This is a genomic window from Psychrobacter glacincola, assembly GCF_904846075.1.
GTDB lineage: Bacteria > Pseudomonadota > Gammaproteobacteria > Pseudomonadales > Moraxellaceae > Psychrobacter > Psychrobacter glacincola_C.
Window position 1 is genome coordinate 470,096 of the sequence record NZ_CAJGZH010000001.1, and the last position, 19,541, is coordinate 489,636.

Here is a 19,541-nt window from a genome sequence, read left to right on the forward strand (position 1 = left end):
TAGAGTTTAGGATATTTAAAGGTTAATGATTACTGGCTGATGAAATAATATATAGTATAAATAGCCGCATTTTTAGATATCTCTAAATGACATTGCCTAAAACGGAAAAAGACCTCGAACGTTTGCTACGTTGAGGTCTTTTTTATGAGCAATTATTTTTTAAAAACTCATCTTTAAATACATTTCTTTAAGTACATTCATTTTCAAATCAACAGATCATCATTTTAGCTAAATTAGCCACCACCGACTGCTTGTACCACTTCAATATTCATACCTTCAGCGATACTTAATTGAGCAAGCTCACTCTTTGGAATCAGGTCGCCATCGACTTCTACTGCGTAACGACCTTGGCTAAGACCAAGCTCATTGATGACCAATTGCACGGTCTGATGGGTAGTCTGTAGTGTCTTACCGTTAACGATAATGGTACTCATAAAATATACTCCTTAATGATTTTTTATCCTTTTGTGCGTACTAAGGCGTGTCCTCATTTTTATCTCTATTTTCAAAATGGGGATATGCTATAGAGTGCAACTTACTTATTGTTTGATCGATTGGTTATTTTGCGACCAATTTGTTCATCTTAAATGATGACAATGCTAGCCATAGCCAACCTGCAATCATTAGTACACCACCGATAGGCGTGATCGCGCCAAACCAAAGTGGTGCGCCAAGTGTCATCGCATATAAGCTACCAGCAAATATGATAATGCCAATTTGTAATAGCCATGCAGTGATTTGAGTAGCATATTTCATGCGAATAAACAGACCAACCAGTAATAAACCCAGCGCATGTATAAAAAAATAAAGTGTTGCAGTGTGCCACCATTCGAGTTGTTGAGCACTGGCGATGTTTTTTAGGCCATGCGCCCCAAACGCCCCTAAAGCGACGGCGATGGCCATATTGATCGCTGCAATTCCTATCCAATTTAACATGACAAACTCGTATTATCTAAAAAATACCGCTGGTGAAAGACAGGCACTACTGATAGGTAATTGCTACTGAATATCGTCTGGCAAAATAACGCTATCAATGGTCATTGCCTCGCGGATTTTGTCCATGGCGTTTTTTTCGATTTGGCGTACGCGTTCTGCTGAGATAGAGTAGACGGCTGCCAATTCGTGTAAGGTTGATTTTTGCTCAGAGAGCCAGCGCTGCTCCACGATATCGCGTGAGCGCTCATCAAGGGTATCCATTGCCGCGATCAATGCAGATGAGTTGCTTTCTTCCCAATCGGCTTCTTCTAACTGCTCGGCAGGATCGATACCATCTTCCAAAAATAGCTGCGGTGCATAACGTCCATCGTCGTCATCGCTAGATTGCGCCTCAAACGAGGCATCATAAGAGGTAAGCCGCGATTCCATTTCTAACACCTGCTTGCGTGTGACATTTAAGTCTTTGGCAATGGCATCAGCCTCTTCTAGCGTTAGCTGGTTGTTGGTTTTTTTGAGACTACGCAAGTTAAAGAACAATTTACGGTGCGCTTTGGTGGTCGCGACTTTGACAATACGCCAGTTACGAATCACAAATTCATGAATTTCTGCTTTAATCCAATGCACAGCAAATGACACCAAACGCACACCCTTATTCGGGTCAAAGCGTTTTACAGCCTTCATTAGTCCCAGATTACCCTCTTGGATTAAGTCTGCTTGCGGCAAACCATAACCCGAGTAGCTGCGGGCAATATGAATCACAAAACGCAGGTGCGACATCACGAGCAGACGTGCTGCTTCTACATCGCCTTCGTCATAATAGCGATGTGCCAGCTCTTGCTCTTGGATTGGTGTCAAAATTGGAATTTGGTGCACCGTGTTGATATAAGCGCCCAAATTGACCCCAGGTGCTGACAAATGAGTCGGCATCGCTGGCACTAAGTCACGGGTGCTAGTGTCGCCTAAGGCGCTCGCATCATAAGGTGGACGTTGGGCGGCAGCTTTTAATGCGGCATCACGTGCTTCGTTTTTTATAGGAGCTGCCTCATCTTTTTTATTCGTTTTTGCCGTATCAGTAGAATTATTAGCCATATTCTTGACCTTGATTAAATAGTGACGCAAATAGTCAGATAAAAATCTTTATAGTTGTAATTGTAAAGGATAGCGACACTTAGTTGCTATCAGTTTTAGTAATGATGAAGTGATATATTGTATCGAAACGCTGTGCTGATAAGCTATCCGCTGATGGCTGATCCGTCATGCTATTAACGATTAATCGCAGTTGACTTGCGGCATTTGCTTGCTGGCTTTGTTGACAAAAAGCGGTGATATCAGCCTGTGAGTTGGCATCAGTTGCGACCACATATAATGAACCGCCAGCTGTGACGTCACGTAGTGCTACTTTGGTTTTTAACAGCGGCATTGGACAAGCAAGTCCGCGACCATCAACGAAACGTTGAACATGAATAGGCTGCGTTTCATTCGCCTCATGATCTGTAGTGACAGTATGCGCTGGTAACAAGTCTAACAGGTTGTTGATGTATTGCTGCTCAGTATCAGACAAATCTGCTGATAAGTTTATAGAATAAGGCGAATATACGGTGGTTGACTGACGATCAGCAGACATAAAATAAACCTTATAAATATTTTGGTTTGTACTAAATTGTATTGAACATTCGCAAACACACAATGACAATGACAATGACAATGACAATGACAGTGCCTGTAATTCATAAAAGACACTCGGCAGTGGCCAGACCCTATAATCATGAAATGCCATTATACCAAATAGCCGATATGTAGTTGAAGTTGAATATAATCAACGTCACATTCAGTTCATTAGAATCACATATAGTTTGTTCAAGATAATTTAGATACAAGGAAGGCGAGCAAAAGTACTAAAAATAGTAGACTAAGCGCGCCTGACACCATATCCATTTTATAGGGGATTGACTAAAGCCATGTTGCACAATAGTGACGGACAGCTGAGTTATTGGTAGTCGAATGCAGACTAGAATTGACCTTATATCAGCAAGCTCGTATAGTCGAAAAACGTTTAGTCAAAAAATCAGTCGAAAAAACCTTACTTCAAAAACACCTTACTTCAAAAACACCTTACTTCAAAAAAAGTATCATTACTCACTTGCATAGGATACGTACTTGAACCATTTTAATAGACAATCGATACTTGGTAATGCGCCCATGACCCAGGAAAAAAAATGTAAAAGTGCCGAGCGTTCGATGGCATTATCGAGCGCTATTAAATTGGCGTTGTCGGCGGTACTAATGACGATGACCACTGCTGCCATGAGCGAGGATAGTCTTAATAATGCTAATACGAGCAGCAAAGTGATGGCATCCAATTATAATTCATGGCAAACCACAGGCTCAGAAGAGCTAAATCTGCCCAATTTGCGTGGACAAGGCTTGAGCTTCGCTGAGCAATATCAAAACAAATTGCTCGGCGAATGGTCGTTACGGAACGTCAATGGTCGTATCAAAATGGAGCATGATCCTTGGATTCAAGAAACGGTCAAAGACATGACTTGGCGTCTCAATGCGCAAGCAAGGCAGCAAGCGCCGATGGGTTTGGTTATCATTGATAACCCAAGTATCAATGCCTTTGCAGCACCAGGTGGGGTCATTGGACTCAATAAAGGGACGATTCTGGCCGCTAGCAGTATGGATGAGCTTGCCAGTGTGGTGGCGCATGAAGTTGCTCACATCAGTCAGCGCCATTATGAGAGTGGTGCTGATGAGCGCAAAAAGGCTTTGCTGATGCAGATAGGCGGTATGCTAGCGGCGATTGCAGCATCGGCGGTCGATGGTGATGCTGCGGCGGCAGTTATGATGGGCAGCCAAACGGCAACGATGAATAGTACCATGGCATTTAGTCGAAATAATGAGCGCGAGGCCGATCGTGTGGGTATGCAAATAATGACCCAAGCAGGCTATGATCCAAGGGCAATGCCACGATTTTTTGCCACAATGAATCAACGCAGCCAGCTCAATCAAATTGAGAATCGGTTTTTACCAAGCTTTGTACGCTCGCATCCATTGAGTAACGAGCGCTTAAGTGAAGCACAAAGTCGTGCACAGCATTATCCCTCATTGCCCCTAAACCAACAGCAGCGTCATCAGTCTTTATTTGATTTGCTCTACTGGCGTGTCCAAAGTACTGGCAAACATGCCTCAGAGACCGTCCTAACGACGGCTGCTAAAAATAGCGTAGGCGCCAAATTGGCTTTGATGAATTGGTATGGCGAACAGCAACGTTTTACAGAGGCAAGCGAGGTACTGGCTGAAATTAATCGACTACCGCCTACGCAACGTCAAAATTTAGAGCCTTTACTATCGATTACTCATAGCCAAATTTTAACAGAACAGAATAAATGGTCACAAGCAGCAGACATATTAGCCAGCCAGCAGCGTCTGTATCCTGAGCGTCGTGATCTGCGTCTTTATTTGGCAGAAGCGCTCACTAATAGTAATCAGCCGGTCAAAGCCCAAGCACTGCTCAAGCCGCTGACCGAGCAGCAGCCAAGCGATCGTTATGCGTGGCAGACCTTGCAATTGGCCAATGAAAAACTGGCAAAAACGACTGATTCTGCGTCGCTGAAAAGTATTGCCACCATTAACGCGCTACGCTATCGTAGTCATGACCAGCTATGGAGTGGTCGTTATGAGAGTGCATTGACGTCACTGACCCAAGCCAAACAACTAACGGAAAAACTTCAAACCACGGCTCAAGCCGGTAGTGCCCGCCCATTACTTGCCAATATTAATGCAGAAATCAAAGCAGTAAAAACCGCCAAAGACTTTGAGCCTTAGGCGGTTATGGTTACAATGGTGTCATTGGCTTTCGATGACACTATGTCTAGCCTTGCAGCGCATCTTTTACTAGCTTAGAGATAAGAGCAGGGTCTGCGCGTCCTGCGGTTTTGTTCTTTAATACACCCATCACACTGCCCATGTCACGCATAGACGTTGCGCCTTGTGCAGCGATTTCTGCATTGACCAACGCCGCAAGTTCAGCATCATCCATTTGTTTTGGCATAAACTCATTGATGATATCAATCTCAAACTGCTCTTTGGTGGCCAGATCATCACGACTGTTTTCGGTAAAAATAGTCAATGACTCATGGCGCTGTTTGAGCTGTTTTTGCAATATCTCTAATACTTGCGCATCATCAAGCTCAATTTGACGGTCAATCTCAATTTGCTTGATGACGGCTTGCACGTTGCGCAAGACTTTAACGCGCTCAATCTCACGCGCTTTCATAGAAATTTTGACATTGTCTGATAAAGTTTGCTTAAGTTGGCTCATTGTTATTATCCTTATTTGTGAAGAATTATTTGTTCAAATTTTTTAGTAATAATAAAAATTGTAGCATAAAAAACGCCACTGATATCAATGGATAACAGTGGCGTTAATGTAGCACTTGTACTTGATTAATCGACTTGTCGATTAGTACATACGAGTGGTACGAATAGTTTCGCGTTGTAATTTTTTCTTATAACGCTTTACGGCAGCAGCTTTCTTACGCTTACGTACTTGCGTTGGTTTTTCATAAAACTCACGCTTACGTACGTCTGATAATACGCCAGCTTTTTCACAAGCACGTTTGAAACGACGGATAGCGATGTCAACTGGTTCGTTTTCTTTAACCTTAACTGCAGGCATGAAGACTCCTCGATTAGGATGAGATATAAGGGCATTAGTTTGGCTGTGTATTAGTATTTAGCCGTAATATCTCAAGATTACAGGCATCAGCTCAAACTAGGATAATCTTGCGCATGAGCACAAGGGCAGGTATTTTAATAAAAAATAGCAATAAAGTCAATTATTTTAACACATTAATCCATATTTATCATTAAGTTGCAAGACGTAATGCGAAGAGACAATTAGAAAAGTGATTAGGATGCATGTTTTTGATCCAGATTCAATGAATCTATAAAGACAAAGTATAAAATCACTATAAATAAAAACCCTACTGTCTATAACGGTTTGGCTGGAGTTTATGCTATGATAATTTGCATATGATAGTCAGCATATTAACCATTTTATGCGCATTTTATTGAGGATGTTGGAATGAAAAAAACAGTATTGAACACAGTTATGAGTACGGCACTTATCATGGCGATGGGTGTGAGTGTGAGCGCGTGTGGTGGCGGGGAAGATCATGAAGTATTGGCAAAAGATCGCGTTGATGAAGCCGCTGAACTCGCGCTTAAAAAGGCACCACCAGCCGAAAAGATGGAATTCCCAGAAACGGCTCCAGCGCCAGTAACTGAAGCTGCTGGCACTGTAGATGGTGCTGCAACTGCTGAAGCAGGTACAACTGCTACTGATATGCCAGTTGCAACGGACAGCGCGGAAACTGATGCGTCTGTCGCTGATAGTGCAGATATGCCAGCTGCTGATACGGCGGCAACGCCTACTGCTGACGCTGCACCAGCTACGAACTAATAACGGTTTGTGTTTTGATACGTTTTAAATTTATGCGCTGTCATAAACAGTCGCCAACATGAAATATCGAATAGAGGTGTGATCATGATGAATAAACGGCAGCGTATGAATAAACTGACCTTATCTGCAATCAGTTTGAGTGCACTATTATCAATAACTGCTTGTAGTGGTGACAATACAGCAGTTGAAGATTCTGCCACTGTCAATGAACCTGCCGATAAAGCTATAGTGGTAGAAGAATCGCCTATAGTCGAACCTGAAGTCGTTACGCCGGAACCTGTGGCAGATGCCGAGACGACGGTCATTGAAGACGAGCAAGTGCAGGAAATCTCTGCTGAGCCAGAAGTGTTGGCTGCGGATGCAGGAGCCAAGCTTTATGAGACTAACTGTAAAGTTTGTCATGAAGGAGGGCTGCTGAACGCGCCGAAATACGGTGATAAAGTAGCGTGGGAGCCGCGTTTGGCCAAAGGCACAGAGACGCTGCACATGCATTCGGCAAAAGGTTTTAATAAGATGCCAGCCCAAGCCACTGATCAGGTCAGTGAAGCCCAAGTTCACGCGGCTGTAGATTACATGATTGAAGCCGTTAGCTGATAGGATATATTAAGATATATTGACCATTGAAATTTGTTAAACTGACCGTCATTGTGACTGACAATGGCGGTTTTTTTATGCACGTTTTTTGGCAGATACTAGGGCGTGTCCTCAATTCAATCGACTGACCTCTAAATGGGCTAAATTTTACTAAACATTGTCCAAAGTGCTTATTAATATCTCGATATTTATAAGTTACTTTCTTTGTTTAATGATAATTTATCTCGTTTTTATCAGCATTTTTAAAAAGAATACACGCCCTAAAAGATGGCAACGTTGTAAAAAATAATACGCAGACCAAAGTATGATAAAGGCAAAAATATGAAAGTATTGGGTTTAGAGACTTCTTGTGATGAGACAGGTCTGGCGATTTTTGACAGTGAGCAAGTGAATAGTGACAATCAAGGACTGGTTGGACAAGTCCTGTATTCACAAATAGAGCTGCACGCACTGTATGGTGGCGTTGTGCCTGAGCTTGCAAGCCGCGATCATATTCGCAAGTTGGTGCCTTTGCTTAATGAGTTGTTAGAGCAGTGTAATGTGAAAAAAAGCGAGATTGATGCCATTGCTTATACCAAGGGACCCGGACTGATTGGCGCTTTGATGACAGGCGCATTATTTGGGCGCAGTTTGGCATATGGCTTGGATATCCCTGCTATTGGTATTCATCATATGGAAGGACATTTGCTCGCGCCACTGATGGGGGCCAATCCACCCGCCTTTCCGTTTGTTTCGTTATTGGTCTCAGGTGGTCATACGTTGCTCATCGCCGCACGTGGTGTTGGGCAATATGAAATATTGGGTGAGTCGATTGATGATGCCGCAGGTGAGTGCTTTGATAAAGCCGCCAAAATGCTAGGTTTGCCTTATCCGGGTGGTCCCAATATTGCTAAATTGGCTGAAAAAGGTAACTCAAATGCTTACAATTTGCCAAGACCCATGCTACATCGCGGCTTAGACTTTTCCTTTAGTGGTATGAAAACGGCCGTGCATAATCTTATTAAAGACACAGATGGTTCAGGAGGCTCAGGGAATAGCTCTGATAGTGATCCGCAAGTTCGTGCTGATATCGCCGCCAGCTTTCAGCATGCAGTCGTCGATACACTGGTGAAAAAATGCGTCAAAGCACTTAAGCAAGTAGAAATGAACCGATTGGTGATTGCGGGTGGTGTCAGTGCCAACACTCATTTACGTGAAACCTTGGAGAGTGAGCTTGCTAAAATAAATGCCACTGTGCATTATGCACCGCCTGCATTATGTACTGATAATGGGGCGATGATTGCTTATGCCGGTTATGAGCGCTTGCAAGCAGGGCAGTCTGATGATTTGGCGGTGAGTTGTGTGCCACGTTGGCCGATGACTGAGCTACCAGCAGTGTAAAGGCGGCTTTGCTCAATACTATCTCCGTTAACCTTGATTAAACCTAAGGATAAACTATGCAGTGGCTTGCTATTGGACTAGGGGCTGCAATTGGCGCTTGCCTGCGGGCGTGGTTGGCTCGTTTTAATCCGCTGCACCACTGGATACCACTTGGGACGCTTAGTGCCAATATATTGGGTGGACTATTAATAGGGTTGGCACTGGTGTGGTTTGAGCGCGTGGGCAGCGGTCTATCGCCCAATGTCCGACTATTTGTGATTACCGGTTTTTTGGGCGGATTGACCACTTTTAGTACTTTTAGTGCAGAAGTTTTTGCCTTTATCAACGCTGGCAAATTACTAGCAGGTTTGGGATTGGTCGGGCTACATGTGGGACTGACGTTACTAGCAACCGCTATCGGATTTTACTTTTTCAAGCTGGTTTTATAAGCTTTGATAGATGTTACTCGCATAATGGTCTGGTTTGAATAGTTCTTTTATAGCAGTCTATTTCAAGTGGTCTGTTAATAGGTTTGCAGGGTGAAATAGCTGGTTCCCTTAGGGTATATCCTAAAAGCGTTCCTCTTGAAATTCATGATATTTAGAAGAAAATTTATGCAAATTACTTTTGGATTCTTCGTTTAAAGAATCATACAAGTCATTATTCAAGACATCATAAGCGCACATAAAAGTACTTTTGTTTTTTTGAGTATAGTCTTGCATCATGTCTATACAAGAAAATGAATTGAGTACGTTGAATAGAATACTAGTATTATAAGGGGCGTATTCCAAAGCTTTTTGGAAAAAAATTAGTCCAGAGTAGTTTTCTTTATCTTCCGAAAGATATGGAGCAAGATCTACAGTTATTCCTTTTAGGTTTAAAGCCTCCGCTATTTCACTATCTGTTGAATTACTATCAGAAATTACTTCATTTAAGATATCAAGAGCTAGCTCTGGTTCATAGTTTTGGTAAAAAATCTCTGCTTGGTTCAGCTTTTTTTCTATAGTAGGCATTAGTTTTTTTATCCATTCATCTTTGGTTATACGGTCAGCAGTTCGATGCCTGTATAGCGCACCGAACACGAATAGAATATGTATGGTAGGTACACCATGAAGTACACTGTGATCGTTTCAGTAAGTTGAAACTTTGATACCATTAGCCTACTGCCAAAGATTCGAGCCTTCACTAGTGTACCGTTATTTACCATAACGCTCGTCATAGCGTAAGAGAGCGGATGATATTTCTTAACTGGAATAATTTAGTAGATAGTGAAATATTACACCGGCTTCACAATACCCTCTAATAAACTCGCAAACCCTTGCATATAAGCGGTATCTTGGCTTGAAGTGCGCGTCGCTGCATATAGCTGACAATACACGCCTGTACCTAATGGGCGCGAGACGACCCAGCCTTTTTTCTCGTATTCAGCGACTACCCAATCAGGTAACGCCGCCACACCGCGTTCACTAGCAACCAATTGAATCAGCATCGCCGTCAACTCTGTGGTACGAATGCTATCAAAGCTTACGTGCGCTGGCGTCATAAAGTTGGCAATAATATCAAGGCGCTTGGCTTCCACTGGATACGCAATCAGGGTTTCATTGGTTAAATCATCTGGTTCAATAGTTTTCTGCGCCGCCAAATCATGCGTGGGCGATAGCACCAAGCGACTTTCATACTCAAATAACGGCTGATAGCTGATACCGTCTATCGGTAAATCGCTGGTGGTAATGAGTAAATCAATATCACCTTCCATCAATAAGTGGTGCGGCTCTGGCTCAAAACCTGTCGCAAAGTCCAGCTCTACATCAGACCATTCGCGGCGGTAATGATTGAGTATCGGCATGAGCCAATCGAAGCAACTGTGACATTCAGAAGCTAGGCGTAATCTACCCGCTTGACCATGGGCCAAGCGCTTGAGGTTGGATTTGGTGCGAGTTACTTGTGGCATGATGCTATCTGCCAATGCCAGTACCGTTTTACCTGCTGGCGTAAAAGTGAGCGGGCGTGTTCGGCGATTGACCAAACTGATATCGTAATAATTTTCCAGCTCTTTTAACTGATGTGAGACCGCAGACGCCGTGACGTGCAACTCATCGGCCGCTGCTGCCAGTGAGCCGTGTGCTCGCAGCGCGGTTAAGGTATGAGATGACGGAGTTCTAGCATAAGACAACCTAACTGCTAAGATGAGAAAAATTCATTATAATCGATATAGCACTGATTTTCATTCAAAGTCAGTACTTAATCCGCGATGCTAAATTAGCGTCGGCGTAATAATAGCTGAGAAATAATGACCAATATCAGCGAAGCAACCAATAAAATCGTACCAATGGCATTAACCTCTGGTTTGAGTCCTACCCGTACCATCGAATAGATTCGTAACGGTAAAATCTCATAACTAGGGCCAGTGACAAAGGTAGAAACCACCACATCATCTAGCGATAAAGTAAAGGCCAGTAGCCACCCTGCCATCACTGCGGGCAGAATGACAGGAATAAGTACAGTACGTACCATCGTTGATTCATTGGCACCCAAGTCGCGTGCGGCTTCCATCAAGCGTTCATCGAGACTGCTTAATCGTGCAAAGACTGTGATGACTACAAACGGTAAGCAAAAAGTAATATGTGCCAATAACAGCGAGACAAAGCCTAATTGCAATCCTATTAATAAGAATAATGCCAATAATGAAATGGCGAGCACGATTTCAGGTGACATCATCAATACGAATAACAGCCCGTTTAATAAGCCTTTACCGCGAAAGTTATATCGATGTAGCGCAAGGGCGGTCAATGTTCCTATTAAAGTTGAGACGGTGGCTGCGACCAATCCTAATACAATAGAATGCCAAAATGCATCGAGCATCGCTTGGTTATTCAACAGCGACTCATACCACTTTAAGCTAAAGCCGCCCCAGTTATAGCCGATTTTTGATTTATTAAATGACATGACGACTAGAACGATAATCGGCAAATACAGCATGGTATAAATAAGGCCAAGATAGCCTTTAGCCGCGATGCTGCCAATCTTGATAGACGATCTTTTTTTAGTCGTCGAGCTACTCAGTTGATGATTCAGTGAACTATCAGACATTAGGGCACCTCATTAAAGTCAGTCTTGCCAATGCGGCGACTACTGGCACGGTAGGCGAGTAATAGTACCGCCATTGCCAGTGTCAATAACACGCTGGCGGCTGCGCCAAATGGCCAGTCACGTGCATCCAAGAACTGGTTTTTGATGATATTGCCGACCAATAAATTGCGTGAACCACCCAAAATGTCTGCGACGTAAAACATTCCCATCGCTGGCAGCAGCACCAATAATACCCCTGAGATAATACCAGGCGTCGTCAATGGTAATACGATATGCCAAAAAGTCTGGGTCTTTGATGCACCCAAATCCTGTGAGGCGAGTAGCATGTCATTGCGCAAATCGGTAAATACAGCGTATAACGGCAACACCATAAACGGGAACAATAAATACGTCAGACCAGCAATCACCGCCCCTTGCGTATATAAAATATTGATAGGAGCATCGATGACACCTATCGCCATTAGGGATTTATTAATCAAGCCGTTATTGGCAAACAGTAACTTGAGTGCATAAGTACGCACAAGAGAGTTGGTCCAAAACGGTAGGATTAACAGCATCATGAGCAGCGGTTGCCAGCGCGTTTTGGCTTTGGATATCAGCCAGGCAAAAGGGTAGCCAAGTAACAAACAGATGATGGTCGTGATGCCTGCCATCCATAACGAATGAATAAACACACCGAAATATAGCGGATCAATCATACGTATATAGCTGTCGATGCTGACAGGCAAGCTAATAAAAGCACTGGTATCGCGGGTCAAAAAACTGACAGCGATGACCAAGATATTTGGTAATAGCGCAAATATCAGTAACCAGCCCCAAATCAGCCAGAGCGTTGCGGTACGAAAAGGACTTTTACTGCCCAAGCTATGACGTGCCATCAGCTATTATCCTTTTGAGACGCTAAATTGGCAGATTGATTATTTGCCTCCTCATTAAGCGTACCGTCTTCTGGCAGGACCCACTCCCAGCCGTCGACCCACGAAACTTTGACGCCTTCATTTAACTTGTAATCAAAACTTGGATCATCTTCGTCAAAGAATTCAGAGGCCTTAATAATATGACCGTTTGCTAAATCAATGATTGAGTCTAAGGTGCTGCCTTTATAGTTGCTTTCAATCACTCGCCCGAGTAAGCCACCATGTTCTTTATCATTGGGATCATAAATGCGTAAATCTTCGGGGCGTAGCAATAAATTGACGATATCGCCCACTTGTACATCGTTAGCAAAATTAGGACGGCGTAGATTGCGTAAGGTGATCGGGCCCTCTTGCGCTTGTGCCTCACAAACTTCGACTTCGATACGGCCATTGGTCAAGCGACCGTCGCGATCTGGTTGTTCAGGGTAAACCCCTATGACTTCGGCTTTAAATAAGTTGGTCTCACCGATAAACTTGGCAGTAAATAAATTAGCGGGCGTTTCATAAATCTCAATAGGCGTACCGATTTGCTGAAAGGTGCCATCTTTCATCACTGCAATACGATCCGACATCGATAGTGCTTCCTCTTGATCGTGGGTGACAAAGACAAAGGTGATGCCAAGCTCTCGTTGCAGCCGTTTAAGCTCAGATTGCATTTGTAAACGCAGCTTATGATCGAGTGCGGATAGTGGCTCATCAAGTAGCAGCAGTTTAGGACGATTGATGACAGCTCTTGCAATAGCGACACGCTGCTGCTGACCACCCGACAAGTCCTGTGGTTTGCGGTTGGCTAAATGTTCCAGCTGTACCATGGCCAGCATCTCACGCACGCGGGTTTGAATCTCATCTTTAGGCACTTTTTTAAGTTTGAGCCCGTAAGCGACATTTTGCGCGACACTCATATGCGGAAACAAGGCGTATTGCTGAAACACTGTATTTACAGGACGTTTATCGGCTGGTAAGCCCGCCATCTGCATGCCATCTAGATAAATTGCCCCAGCGTTCGGCTGCTCAAAACCAGCAATTAAGCGCAGTAAGGTTGTTTTACCACAGCCTGATGGGCCAAGCAGCGTTAAAAACTCACCATGCTTGATGTCAAGATTGATGTCTTTTAATACTTCAGTTTGATCATAGGTTTTTTTTAGACCAGTCAGTTGCAAGAGTACCTTGTCATCGGGAGATGAGGCAGAGGTTCTTTGCGTATTTGGCGGTGAATTGGTCATAATGTTTGTTCCTACGTGTCCGACATCGCAGTACAGCCATTTATTTAGGACACTGTCGTCAAGGTGATTTAATAGGGATATCAGCGATGGGTACAAACCCAGTCTGGTGGCCGCGTATTATAACAAACCCTTGATCTAAATTAGTGCAAGTTCGTTATAAGTTACGCGAGTCGTACCTTCATGGCAGCGTTAGCTATTGCTATATTTTTATTGCTACACGCTTTTGTATAATGACATTTAAACAAAATTTTTTACCATTTTTTGGCTTTTATTCCTATACAATTACTTTGTGGCCAACAAATATAATGAGCCTGATAGGTTAGTAGCCATTCGCAAATCTATGTTTGAACACATGTATGTAAAGCTGTTTATAACTCTTATAGTATTGATAATAAAGGATCTCTCATGCCTACCGATGTACGTCCAACAACAGGTCAAGAAGCGCTTGAGCTTTTAAAAGAAGGCAATATGCGCTATATAGATAGCCTGACTACCACTGACCCAACCATGCAAAGGCGACCTGAGTTGGTTAAGGATCAAGATCCATTGGCCATTATTTTGGGTTGCTCAGATGCACGGGTACCTGTTGAGATTGTATTTGATCAAGGCTTGGGTGACTTGTTCGTTATTCGAGTTGCGGGCAATGTCGTTGCGCCTTCACAGATTGGCTCGATTGAATTTGCGGCCGAAAAGTTCGGTACGAAGTTAGTGGTTGTACTTGGGCACTCACATTGCGGCGCGGTCACAGCTTGTGTGGAGACGCTGATCAACCCTGAGAAAAACTACTCACCCAACTTACAGTCGATTGTCGATCGTATCCGTCCAAGCGTCTATAACTTGCATGAGCTTGCCACTGCCAATGGGCAAGACGTCGATGCAGACGAGTTGGTTGATCGTTCTATCCGTGCCAACGTACGTATGTCAGTTAGCCAGCTCAAACATGGCTCGCGGGCGTTAGAGGACTTAACCAACAGTGGTCAATTGCTGGTCGTTGGTGCGGAGTATGATTTAGAGACTGGCAAAGTACGTTTCTTAGACAGCTAATTAATCGGTTAAATGGGTAGCACCCAGTGTGCGCTCTTACAAAACCCACTCAATGCTTTCGCGATTTTTTATTATGATAAAAGGGTCAAGCGCGTAAAAAATATTCACGCGCTTGCTTTTAAACTCTCTATTTTGTCAATATTAGGATAACTATGTCTATATCAAATACTGGCTCAGCCACCGATAATAATAAAGAATCATTCATCACGCAGCCGACGAGCAGCGTAAATGCTGATGGTGTTCAGCCTATCTCAGCTCAGACGACAGGTTTTACTTTTAATCACACCATGCTACGGGTAAAAGATCCTGCCAAGTCGCTAGCGTTTTATACTGGTGTCCTCGGTATGACTTTGCTAGCAGTAAAAAAATTCTCTGATATGGGCTTTGATTTATACTTTTTAGCCAAGCTGACCGAAAGCGAGCGCGACAATTTGCCCGCAGGTGATGATTTGGAAATCTTTGCATTCCGCCAACGCGGTATCTTAGAGTTGACCCATAATTATGGCACCGAAACCAAAGCTGACTTTAGCTACCATGATGGTAATGGTGAGCCACAAGGGTTTGGACATATCTGCTTTAGTGTACCTAGTCTCGATGAAGCGGTTGCTTGGTTTGATAAAAATAATGTCGAATTCAAAAAACGCCCAGAAGATGGCAGTATGAAAAACATTGCCTTTATCAAAGATGTTGATGGTTACTGGATTGAAATTGTACAAGCAGATTTAATGGGCTAGTTTTACCAGCTGATAAGCCAATATGGCAGCTGTTTCAGTCAAAGAATCGAATAATCGAGTGAATGGAAGCATAAAGCCAACCAACCAAAGGAGTGACGTCTAGATGCCTACCTCTGAGGCAGAAACGACAGTAAATACCAATATAGCGGCTGAACCAGTGACAACGGATGTGCTGACATATCAAAGCATTATTGATTCAGCAAATGAGATAGTGGTTGGCTTTGTTGAACGCATTCCTTATTTTGTCGCATCAATTATTGTTATTCTGATTTTTTGGTTTCTATCGATTGTCTTCAAAAAAGTGGTATACAAACTTTTAGGCAGTCGCAGTCGGCATCAGAACTTGGTTAAAGTGTTTCAGCGAGTAGGCGGCGCACTCATCATTTTTATCGGTTTTATGATTGCTATGGTGATTGCCGTGCCAGGATTTACCCCTGCTAAGCTGATTGGCGCACTCGGTATTGGTTCCGTCGCTATTGGTTTTGCCTTTAAAGATATTTTTCAAAACTTGCTCTCTGGTATTTTGCTGCTGATCTCAGAGCCGTTTCGCATCGGTGATCAGATTGTCTCAGGCGACTATGAAGGGACGGTTGAGGATATTAAAATACGCGCCACGACTATCAAGACGTATGACGGTCGGCAAGTGGTTATTCCCAACTCTGATTTGTATACCTCAGCATTGACTGTCAATACCGCCTATAAGCAGCGCCGTTTGCAAGTGGCTGTTGGTATTGGCTATGAAGATGATATCGAAGCAGCAAAAGCTGAGATTCTACAAGCGTTAGATAAAGTCGAAAGCGTATCGAAGCAAGCGCAGCCAAGTGTGATTGCTACGGGCTTTGGTGATTCAACGATAGATTTGATGGTACGTTGGTTTATCGAAGATGGCACCCAAGCCAACAAAGTGACCTCGATTCATCAAGTGATCGTAGAGATTAAGAGCGCACTCGATGCAGCAGGCGTCAACATTCCATTCCCGATACGCACGATAGATTTGAGTGATCCATCAGTGACATCGATTGTGAATAAATTGCATGAGCAAAAGGCGATCGATGTTAATAACGATGTTAATAAAGCAGCGGCAGAGTAATTTGTTTAGCGCGTTATTTTAAAGAACGGCCTTTTACACAAAATTTTCGAAATAAAAATCCGCCCTATCAAATGACATGGCGGATTTTTTTACGATATCAATTTATGACAATTTAGTCAGTTTTGATTAGTCAGTTTTGACTTTAAAATCGGTATGACATGATTTACAGCTAGCGCCGACTTCACCAAAGGCTGGTTTGACATCGTCGATGCTAGTGGCTGTTTGTGCAGCAGCGTTCAGCTCAGCAGTGACTTTTTGAAAGTTTTCTGCTTCTGCGCGAAAACCATCGGCATTTGACCAAACGGCATCAGTCGCATTGCCAACGGCTTCTTTATTTTCAAAATGACTCCAAGGCGTAGCAGCGTCTTCTGCTAAAAATGCGGCTTGCTCTTTGAATACGGCGGCATCAAAGGTGTCAGGTGCTTTCATCATATCACCCATGACACCCATCGCATCACCATAGCTTTTCATGCTATCTTGGCGGGCTTTTACATCAGGGTCAGTAGCAGTGCTACACGCTGTTAGACCTAGGGCGGCTGCCATCAATGTGATGCCAAAAATAGATTTTAATGATTGGTTGGTATGAACCTGTGCCATGTGAGTTACTCCTGTAAAATTGGTTAGTAGTAGGCGCGCTTATAAACGCTGGCTTTACATACTGTTTTTAAATAACAGCCTTTAAAGACTTCTTCTAAATCGAAAGGTTTCTTCTAAATACTGCTTTTAAATAAAGCGTATTGTTATAAAAATTACCTCATCATCTTTTGGAAACGCATTCGCTTCTAAAGGATTTTTCCAACAATAGTTTTCATTGTAACGGTTATCCGTGCAGTGGACGTAAATTTAGTTGTTATATCATCGTAATTTTTGAGTCAGTGACTATCGTTCATATAAATTTGCGCCCATATAAATTCGCGCTCATATAAAAAGGTCAGCGTGGATAGCTGACCTTCTTGATACTCTTTAAAGACAAGCTAATAAATACCTTAGCCTTTATTATATTCACCCAAACTATAGAGTCAACCAATCGCGTGGTTTTAGATAAAAATCGGTCAATGCAAACTCAGGCGAGCCTTCAGTCGGCTCAAAGCGATAATGCCAGCTGGCAAGCGGCGGCATACTGACTAAGATGGACTCGATACGGCCATTGCTTTGTAGTCCAAATAAAGTGCCGCGGTCATAAACAAGGTTGTACTCAACATAGCGACCACGGCGATAAAGTTGAAATTCGCGCTGTGCCTCGGTATAAGGGGCATCTTTACGCTGCTCAAAGATGGGCATGATACCGTCAAGATAACCGTTGCCGACCGCCTTCATAAAGTTAAAGCAGGTCTCAAAATCCCAGCCGCGACTTTCTGTATTGACATCATCATAAAACAAGCCACCGATACCGCGCTGCTCATCACGATGACGTAGGTGAAAATACTCATCACACCATTGCTTGAAATCAGGGTAGACGTTGTCACCAAAAGGCGCGCACAGATCATGACAGACTTGATGCCAATGCACGCAATCAGCGAGTACAGGATAAAATGGCGTCAAATCAAAACCACCACCAAACCACCAGATAGGGTCTTCGCCCTCAGCTTCAGCAACGAACAAACGCACATTGGCATGGCTGGTTGGGACGTTCGGGTTTTTGGGATGGACAACCAATGAGACACCCATGGCTTGGGCTTTACGACCAGCGATATGGGGATGGCGTGCAGTGGCTGAAGCAGGCAAGTTATGCACGTGAATATGACTGAACATCACACCCGCTTTTTCAATTACCTCACCAGCTGCTAGGACACACGAGCGACCGCCGCCGCCTTCAGGACGTTCCCAGTCATCAGGAATAAAGACTGCTGACGTTTGGCTATCACTGCTGCCATCGCGCTCTTGCGCTTCTAAGGCTTGACAGATACGAGCCTGCAAATCGACCAAAAATTCACGCACACGCATGATGTCGTTATTGGCTGGCACTGTTAAGTCTGTCGCTGATAGCTCTGTCTTATTATCTGTATTTGAAATACTCATAAAATATCTATTTATTTAGTGTATTGATGTCTACTTATTAAGATGTAACGCGGTATTGAAATCTTTATCTAATAAATGACCCATGCGGTCGCGCTTGGTCGCTAAATATTCAGCATTCATATCGTTCACCCCAACCAATAAAGGCACGCGTTCCACGACATTAATACCGTGCTCGGTTAGATAAGCCACTTTGTCTGGATTGTTGGTGATGAGTCTGACGGCGTCAACACCGATATGAGCGAGCATCGGGCCGCACATATCATAAATGCGCGCATCAGCGGGTAAGCCCAACATGAGGTTGGCATCTAAAGTATCATGACCTTGGTCTTGCAGGGCGTAAGCGCGAATCTTATTGGTCAGACCAATACCGCGACCTTCTTGGCGCAAGTATAATATCGCCCCGCAGCCAGTCTCTTGTATTGCTTGCATCGCCGTGTTGAGCTGCGGCCCACAGTCACATTTTAATGAGCTAAAAGCATCGCCCGTCAAGCATTCTGAATGAATACGAATCAATGGAATGGTTTTTTCTGCTCGCGTGGCGTCCGTCTGACTCGGTGAGCTGTCCGTCATATGTTGATCGACGACAGGCAGACCGACAGTCAGCATCACATGCTCTTGACCTTCATCGTTTTCAAAGATATGAATATCAAACTCGCCGTGACGAGTAGGTAGTTTGGCACTGGTAATAAATTGATATGACATTAATGTCCTGCATAAGCCGATAAGCGTGGCGGTAGAGGGTCTTTTTTAACCATATTAAAACAGCGATGACATCCTAGCTGCATGATGAAAGTAGGATAATGCCAGTATAATTCATTCGTAAAGAGTGCATGCTGATTGTCTTTATTATAAAAACACACAAAGTTCACAAACGACGCACGATGATTAAAGCGACAATTAAAAATAAATGCTATTATGCCATACTATTTTGACGGATACAGTGACAAGTCTTTGCCCTTACATTACTATGTCGTCACTAACATCCGATATTGATGCACAATAATAAGGCATAATATTATCCCTTGTTATGAAAGAGTCAAAGCAAAGCTCTATCGCTGTCTATGACGG

21 protein-coding genes and 1 pseudogene are annotated in these 19,541 nt (G+C 43.5%); 8 read left to right on the forward strand and 14 right to left on the reverse strand.

The genetic code is table 11. The features are described 5' to 3' along the window. Positions 1 to 233 precede the first annotated feature (233 nt). The 4 genes from thiS to JMW85_RS02080 all read right to left on the reverse strand — a co-directional run bounded on the left by thiS (position 234) and on the right by JMW85_RS02080 (position 2,560). Positions 234 to 434, reverse strand: coding sequence for a sulfur carrier protein ThiS (gene thiS, locus JMW85_RS02065; RefSeq protein ID WP_201580806.1), 201 nt, complete (start codon positions 432 to 434; stop codon positions 234 to 236). Between the two features lie 124 nt (positions 435 to 558). Further along, a complete protein-coding gene (locus JMW85_RS02070) occupies positions 559 to 936 on the reverse strand; it encodes a DUF423 domain-containing protein (protein WP_201580807.1) in 378 nt (125 codons plus the stop codon). Between the two features lie 63 nt (positions 937 to 999). Continuing rightward, entirely contained in the window at positions 1,000 to 1,863 is an 864-nt protein-coding gene (gene rpoH, locus JMW85_RS02075) for an RNA polymerase sigma factor RpoH (RefSeq protein ID WP_198329691.1), read from the reverse strand. Between the two features lie 241 nt (positions 1,864 to 2,104). Then, entirely contained in the window at positions 2,105 to 2,560 is a 456-nt protein-coding gene (locus tag JMW85_RS02080) for a sulfurtransferase TusA family protein (RefSeq protein ID WP_201580808.1), read from the reverse strand. Positions 2,561 to 3,135: 575 nt separating this feature from the next. Here JMW85_RS02080 and JMW85_RS02085 point away from each other — a divergent pair. After that, on the forward strand, positions 3,136 to 4,764 hold the full coding sequence (locus JMW85_RS02085; protein WP_201580809.1) for a M48 family metalloprotease: 1,629 nt from the start codon (positions 3,136 to 3,138) through the stop codon (positions 4,762 to 4,764). A gap of 46 nt (positions 4,765 to 4,810) precedes the next feature. Here JMW85_RS02085 and JMW85_RS02090 read toward each other — a convergent pair whose 3' ends face one another. Both JMW85_RS02090 and rpsU read right to left on the reverse strand, forming a co-directional pair. Then, the gene (locus JMW85_RS02090; protein ID WP_201580810.1) at positions 4,811 to 5,260 is read right to left on the reverse strand and encodes a GatB/YqeY domain-containing protein; all 450 of its coding nucleotides are present in this window, start codon (positions 5,258 to 5,260) and stop codon (positions 4,811 to 4,813) included. A gap of 141 nt (positions 5,261 to 5,401) precedes the next feature. Then, positions 5,402 to 5,617 carry a 30S ribosomal protein S21 gene (rpsU, locus tag JMW85_RS02095; RefSeq protein WP_010195908.1) on the reverse strand — a complete coding sequence of 72 codons (216 nt, stop codon included), beginning with the start codon at positions 5,615 to 5,617 and terminating at the stop codon, positions 5,402 to 5,404. Positions 5,618 to 6,025: 408 nt separating this feature from the next. Here rpsU and JMW85_RS02100 point away from each other — a divergent pair, with 408 nt between their 5' ends. The 4 genes from JMW85_RS02100 to crcB all read left to right on the forward strand — a co-directional run bounded on the left by JMW85_RS02100 (position 6,026) and on the right by crcB (position 8,805). Further along, positions 6,026 to 6,403 carry a hypothetical protein gene (locus JMW85_RS02100; protein ID WP_201580811.1) on the forward strand — a complete coding sequence of 126 codons (378 nt, stop codon included), beginning with the start codon at positions 6,026 to 6,028 and terminating at the stop codon, positions 6,401 to 6,403. 84 nt (positions 6,404 to 6,487) lie between these two features. Beyond that, complete coding sequence (locus JMW85_RS02105) at positions 6,488 to 6,997, forward strand: c-type cytochrome (RefSeq protein ID WP_201580812.1); 510 nt, start codon at positions 6,488 to 6,490, stop codon at positions 6,995 to 6,997. 321 nt (positions 6,998 to 7,318) lie between these two features. Then, complete coding sequence (gene tsaD, locus JMW85_RS02110; protein ID WP_201580813.1) at positions 7,319 to 8,377, forward strand: tRNA (adenosine(37)-N6)-threonylcarbamoyltransferase complex transferase subunit TsaD; 1,059 nt, start codon at positions 7,319 to 7,321, stop codon at positions 8,375 to 8,377. 56 nt (positions 8,378 to 8,433) lie between these two features. After that, complete coding sequence (gene crcB / locus JMW85_RS02115) at positions 8,434 to 8,805, forward strand: fluoride efflux transporter CrcB (RefSeq protein WP_201580814.1); 372 nt, start codon at positions 8,434 to 8,436, stop codon at positions 8,803 to 8,805. A gap of 120 nt (positions 8,806 to 8,925) precedes the next feature. Here crcB and JMW85_RS02120 read toward each other — a convergent pair whose 3' ends face one another. From JMW85_RS02120 to potA, 5 genes and pseudogenes are all read right to left on the reverse strand, one after another. Beyond that, complete coding sequence (locus tag JMW85_RS02120) at positions 8,926 to 9,369, reverse strand: hypothetical protein (protein WP_201580815.1); 444 nt, start codon at positions 9,367 to 9,369, stop codon at positions 8,926 to 8,928. A gap of 263 nt (positions 9,370 to 9,632) precedes the next feature. Beyond that, positions 9,633 to 10,522, reverse strand: a pseudogene (locus JMW85_RS02125) (LysR family transcriptional regulator). Between the two features lie 93 nt (positions 10,523 to 10,615). Next, on the reverse strand, positions 10,616 to 11,446 hold the full coding sequence (gene potC, locus JMW85_RS02130) for a spermidine/putrescine ABC transporter permease PotC (protein WP_201580816.1): 831 nt from the start codon (positions 11,444 to 11,446) through the stop codon (positions 10,616 to 10,618). Then, on the reverse strand, positions 11,446 to 12,324 hold the full coding sequence (gene potB, locus JMW85_RS02135) for a spermidine/putrescine ABC transporter permease PotB (RefSeq protein ID WP_201580817.1): 879 nt from the start codon (positions 12,322 to 12,324) through the stop codon (positions 11,446 to 11,448). The genes potC and potB overlap by 1 nt, the downstream gene beginning before the upstream one ends. Beyond that, the gene (gene potA, locus JMW85_RS02140) at positions 12,324 to 13,586 is read right to left on the reverse strand and encodes a spermidine/putrescine ABC transporter ATP-binding protein PotA (protein WP_201580818.1); all 1,263 of its coding nucleotides are present in this window, start codon (positions 13,584 to 13,586) and stop codon (positions 12,324 to 12,326) included. The genes potB and potA overlap by 1 nt, the downstream gene beginning before the upstream one ends. Positions 13,587 to 13,991: 405 nt before the next feature. Between potA and JMW85_RS02145 the strand changes: the two genes are divergently transcribed. The 3 genes from JMW85_RS02145 (at position 13,992) to JMW85_RS02155 (ending at position 16,454) form a co-directional block, all read left to right on the forward strand. After that, positions 13,992 to 14,630: a carbonic anhydrase gene (locus JMW85_RS02145; protein WP_201580819.1), complete on the forward strand. Its 639-nt coding sequence runs from the start codon at positions 13,992 to 13,994 to the stop codon at positions 14,628 to 14,630. Between the two features lie 152 nt (positions 14,631 to 14,782). Next, positions 14,783 to 15,364 (forward strand): lactoylglutathione lyase, encoded by a 582-nt coding sequence (gene gloA / locus JMW85_RS02150; protein WP_201580820.1) that lies wholly within the window; start codon positions 14,783 to 14,785, stop codon positions 15,362 to 15,364. Positions 15,365 to 15,467: 103 nt separating this feature from the next. Further along, positions 15,468 to 16,454: a mechanosensitive ion channel family protein gene (locus tag JMW85_RS02155; RefSeq protein ID WP_227681640.1), complete on the forward strand. Its 987-nt coding sequence runs from the start codon at positions 15,468 to 15,470 to the stop codon at positions 16,452 to 16,454. A gap of 126 nt (positions 16,455 to 16,580) precedes the next feature. Here JMW85_RS02155 and JMW85_RS02160 read toward each other — a convergent pair whose 3' ends face one another. The 3 genes from JMW85_RS02160 to ribA all read right to left on the reverse strand — a co-directional run bounded on the left by JMW85_RS02160 (position 16,581) and on the right by ribA (position 19,175). Next, positions 16,581 to 17,051 carry a c-type cytochrome gene (locus JMW85_RS02160; protein WP_045443409.1) on the reverse strand — a complete coding sequence of 157 codons (471 nt, stop codon included), beginning with the start codon at positions 17,049 to 17,051 and terminating at the stop codon, positions 16,581 to 16,583. Between the two features lie 414 nt (positions 17,052 to 17,465). After that, a complete protein-coding gene (gene hemF, locus JMW85_RS02165) occupies positions 17,466 to 18,473 on the reverse strand; it encodes an oxygen-dependent coproporphyrinogen oxidase (protein ID WP_201580821.1) in 1,008 nt (335 codons plus the stop codon). Positions 18,474 to 18,503: 30 nt separating this feature from the next. Beyond that, positions 18,504 to 19,175, reverse strand: coding sequence for a GTP cyclohydrolase II (gene ribA, locus JMW85_RS02170; protein WP_201580822.1), 672 nt, complete (start codon positions 19,173 to 19,175; stop codon positions 18,504 to 18,506). Positions 19,176 to 19,541 lie beyond the last annotated feature (366 nt).

What these genes read in the sequence shown, in the direction of transcription:
- JMW85_RS02080 (WP_201580808.1), bottom strand. Translation starts at nt 2,560, where the DNA reads ATGTCTGCTGATCGTCAGTCAACCACCGTATATTCGCCTTATTCTATA.
- ribA (WP_201580822.1), bottom strand. Translation starts at nt 19,175, where the DNA reads ATGTCATATCAATTTATTACCAGTGCCAAACTACCTACTCGTCACGGC.
- JMW85_RS02105 (WP_201580812.1), top strand. Translation starts at nt 6,488, where the DNA reads ATGATGAATAAACGGCAGCGTATGAATAAACTGACCTTATCTGCAATC.
- JMW85_RS02070 (WP_201580807.1), bottom strand. Translation starts at nt 936, where the DNA reads ATGTTAAATTGGATAGGAATTGCAGCGATCAATATGGCCATCGCCGTC.
- JMW85_RS02145 (WP_201580819.1), top strand. Translation starts at nt 13,992, where the DNA reads ATGCCTACCGATGTACGTCCAACAACAGGTCAAGAAGCGCTTGAGCTT.
- potA (WP_201580818.1), bottom strand. Translation starts at nt 13,586, where the DNA reads ATGACCAATTCACCGCCAAATACGCAAAGAACCTCTGCCTCATCTCCC.
- tsaD (WP_201580813.1), top strand. Translation starts at nt 7,319, where the DNA reads ATGAAAGTATTGGGTTTAGAGACTTCTTGTGATGAGACAGGTCTGGCG.
- crcB (WP_201580814.1), top strand. Translation starts at nt 8,434, where the DNA reads ATGCAGTGGCTTGCTATTGGACTAGGGGCTGCAATTGGCGCTTGCCTG.
- rpsU (WP_010195908.1), bottom strand. Translation starts at nt 5,617, where the DNA reads ATGCCTGCAGTTAAGGTTAAAGAAAACGAACCAGTTGACATCGCTATC.
- JMW85_RS02085 (WP_201580809.1), top strand. Translation starts at nt 3,136, where the DNA reads ATGACCCAGGAAAAAAAATGTAAAAGTGCCGAGCGTTCGATGGCATTA.
- potB (WP_201580817.1), bottom strand. Translation starts at nt 12,324, where the DNA reads ATGGCACGTCATAGCTTGGGCAGTAAAAGTCCTTTTCGTACCGCAACG.
- JMW85_RS02100 (WP_201580811.1), top strand. Translation starts at nt 6,026, where the DNA reads ATGAAAAAAACAGTATTGAACACAGTTATGAGTACGGCACTTATCATG.
- JMW85_RS02120 (WP_201580815.1), bottom strand. Translation starts at nt 9,369, where the DNA reads ATGCCTACTATAGAAAAAAAGCTGAACCAAGCAGAGATTTTTTACCAA.
- potC (WP_201580816.1), bottom strand. Translation starts at nt 11,446, where the DNA reads ATGTCTGATAGTTCACTGAATCATCAACTGAGTAGCTCGACGACTAAA.
- JMW85_RS02090 (WP_201580810.1), bottom strand. Translation starts at nt 5,260, where the DNA reads ATGAGCCAACTTAAGCAAACTTTATCAGACAATGTCAAAATTTCTATG.
- rpoH (WP_198329691.1), bottom strand. Translation starts at nt 1,863, where the DNA reads ATGCCGACTCATTTGTCAGCACCTGGGGTCAATTTGGGCGCTTATATC.
- gloA (WP_201580820.1), top strand. Translation starts at nt 14,783, where the DNA reads ATGTCTATATCAAATACTGGCTCAGCCACCGATAATAATAAAGAATCA.
- JMW85_RS02155 (WP_227681640.1), top strand. Translation starts at nt 15,468, where the DNA reads ATGCCTACCTCTGAGGCAGAAACGACAGTAAATACCAATATAGCGGCT.
- JMW85_RS02160 (WP_045443409.1), bottom strand. Translation starts at nt 17,051, where the DNA reads ATGGCACAGGTTCATACCAACCAATCATTAAAATCTATTTTTGGCATC.
- thiS (WP_201580806.1), bottom strand. Translation starts at nt 434, where the DNA reads ATGAGTACCATTATCGTTAACGGTAAGACACTACAGACTACCCATCAG.
- hemF (WP_201580821.1), bottom strand. Translation starts at nt 18,473, where the DNA reads ATGAGTATTTCAAATACAGATAATAAGACAGAGCTATCAGCGACAGAC.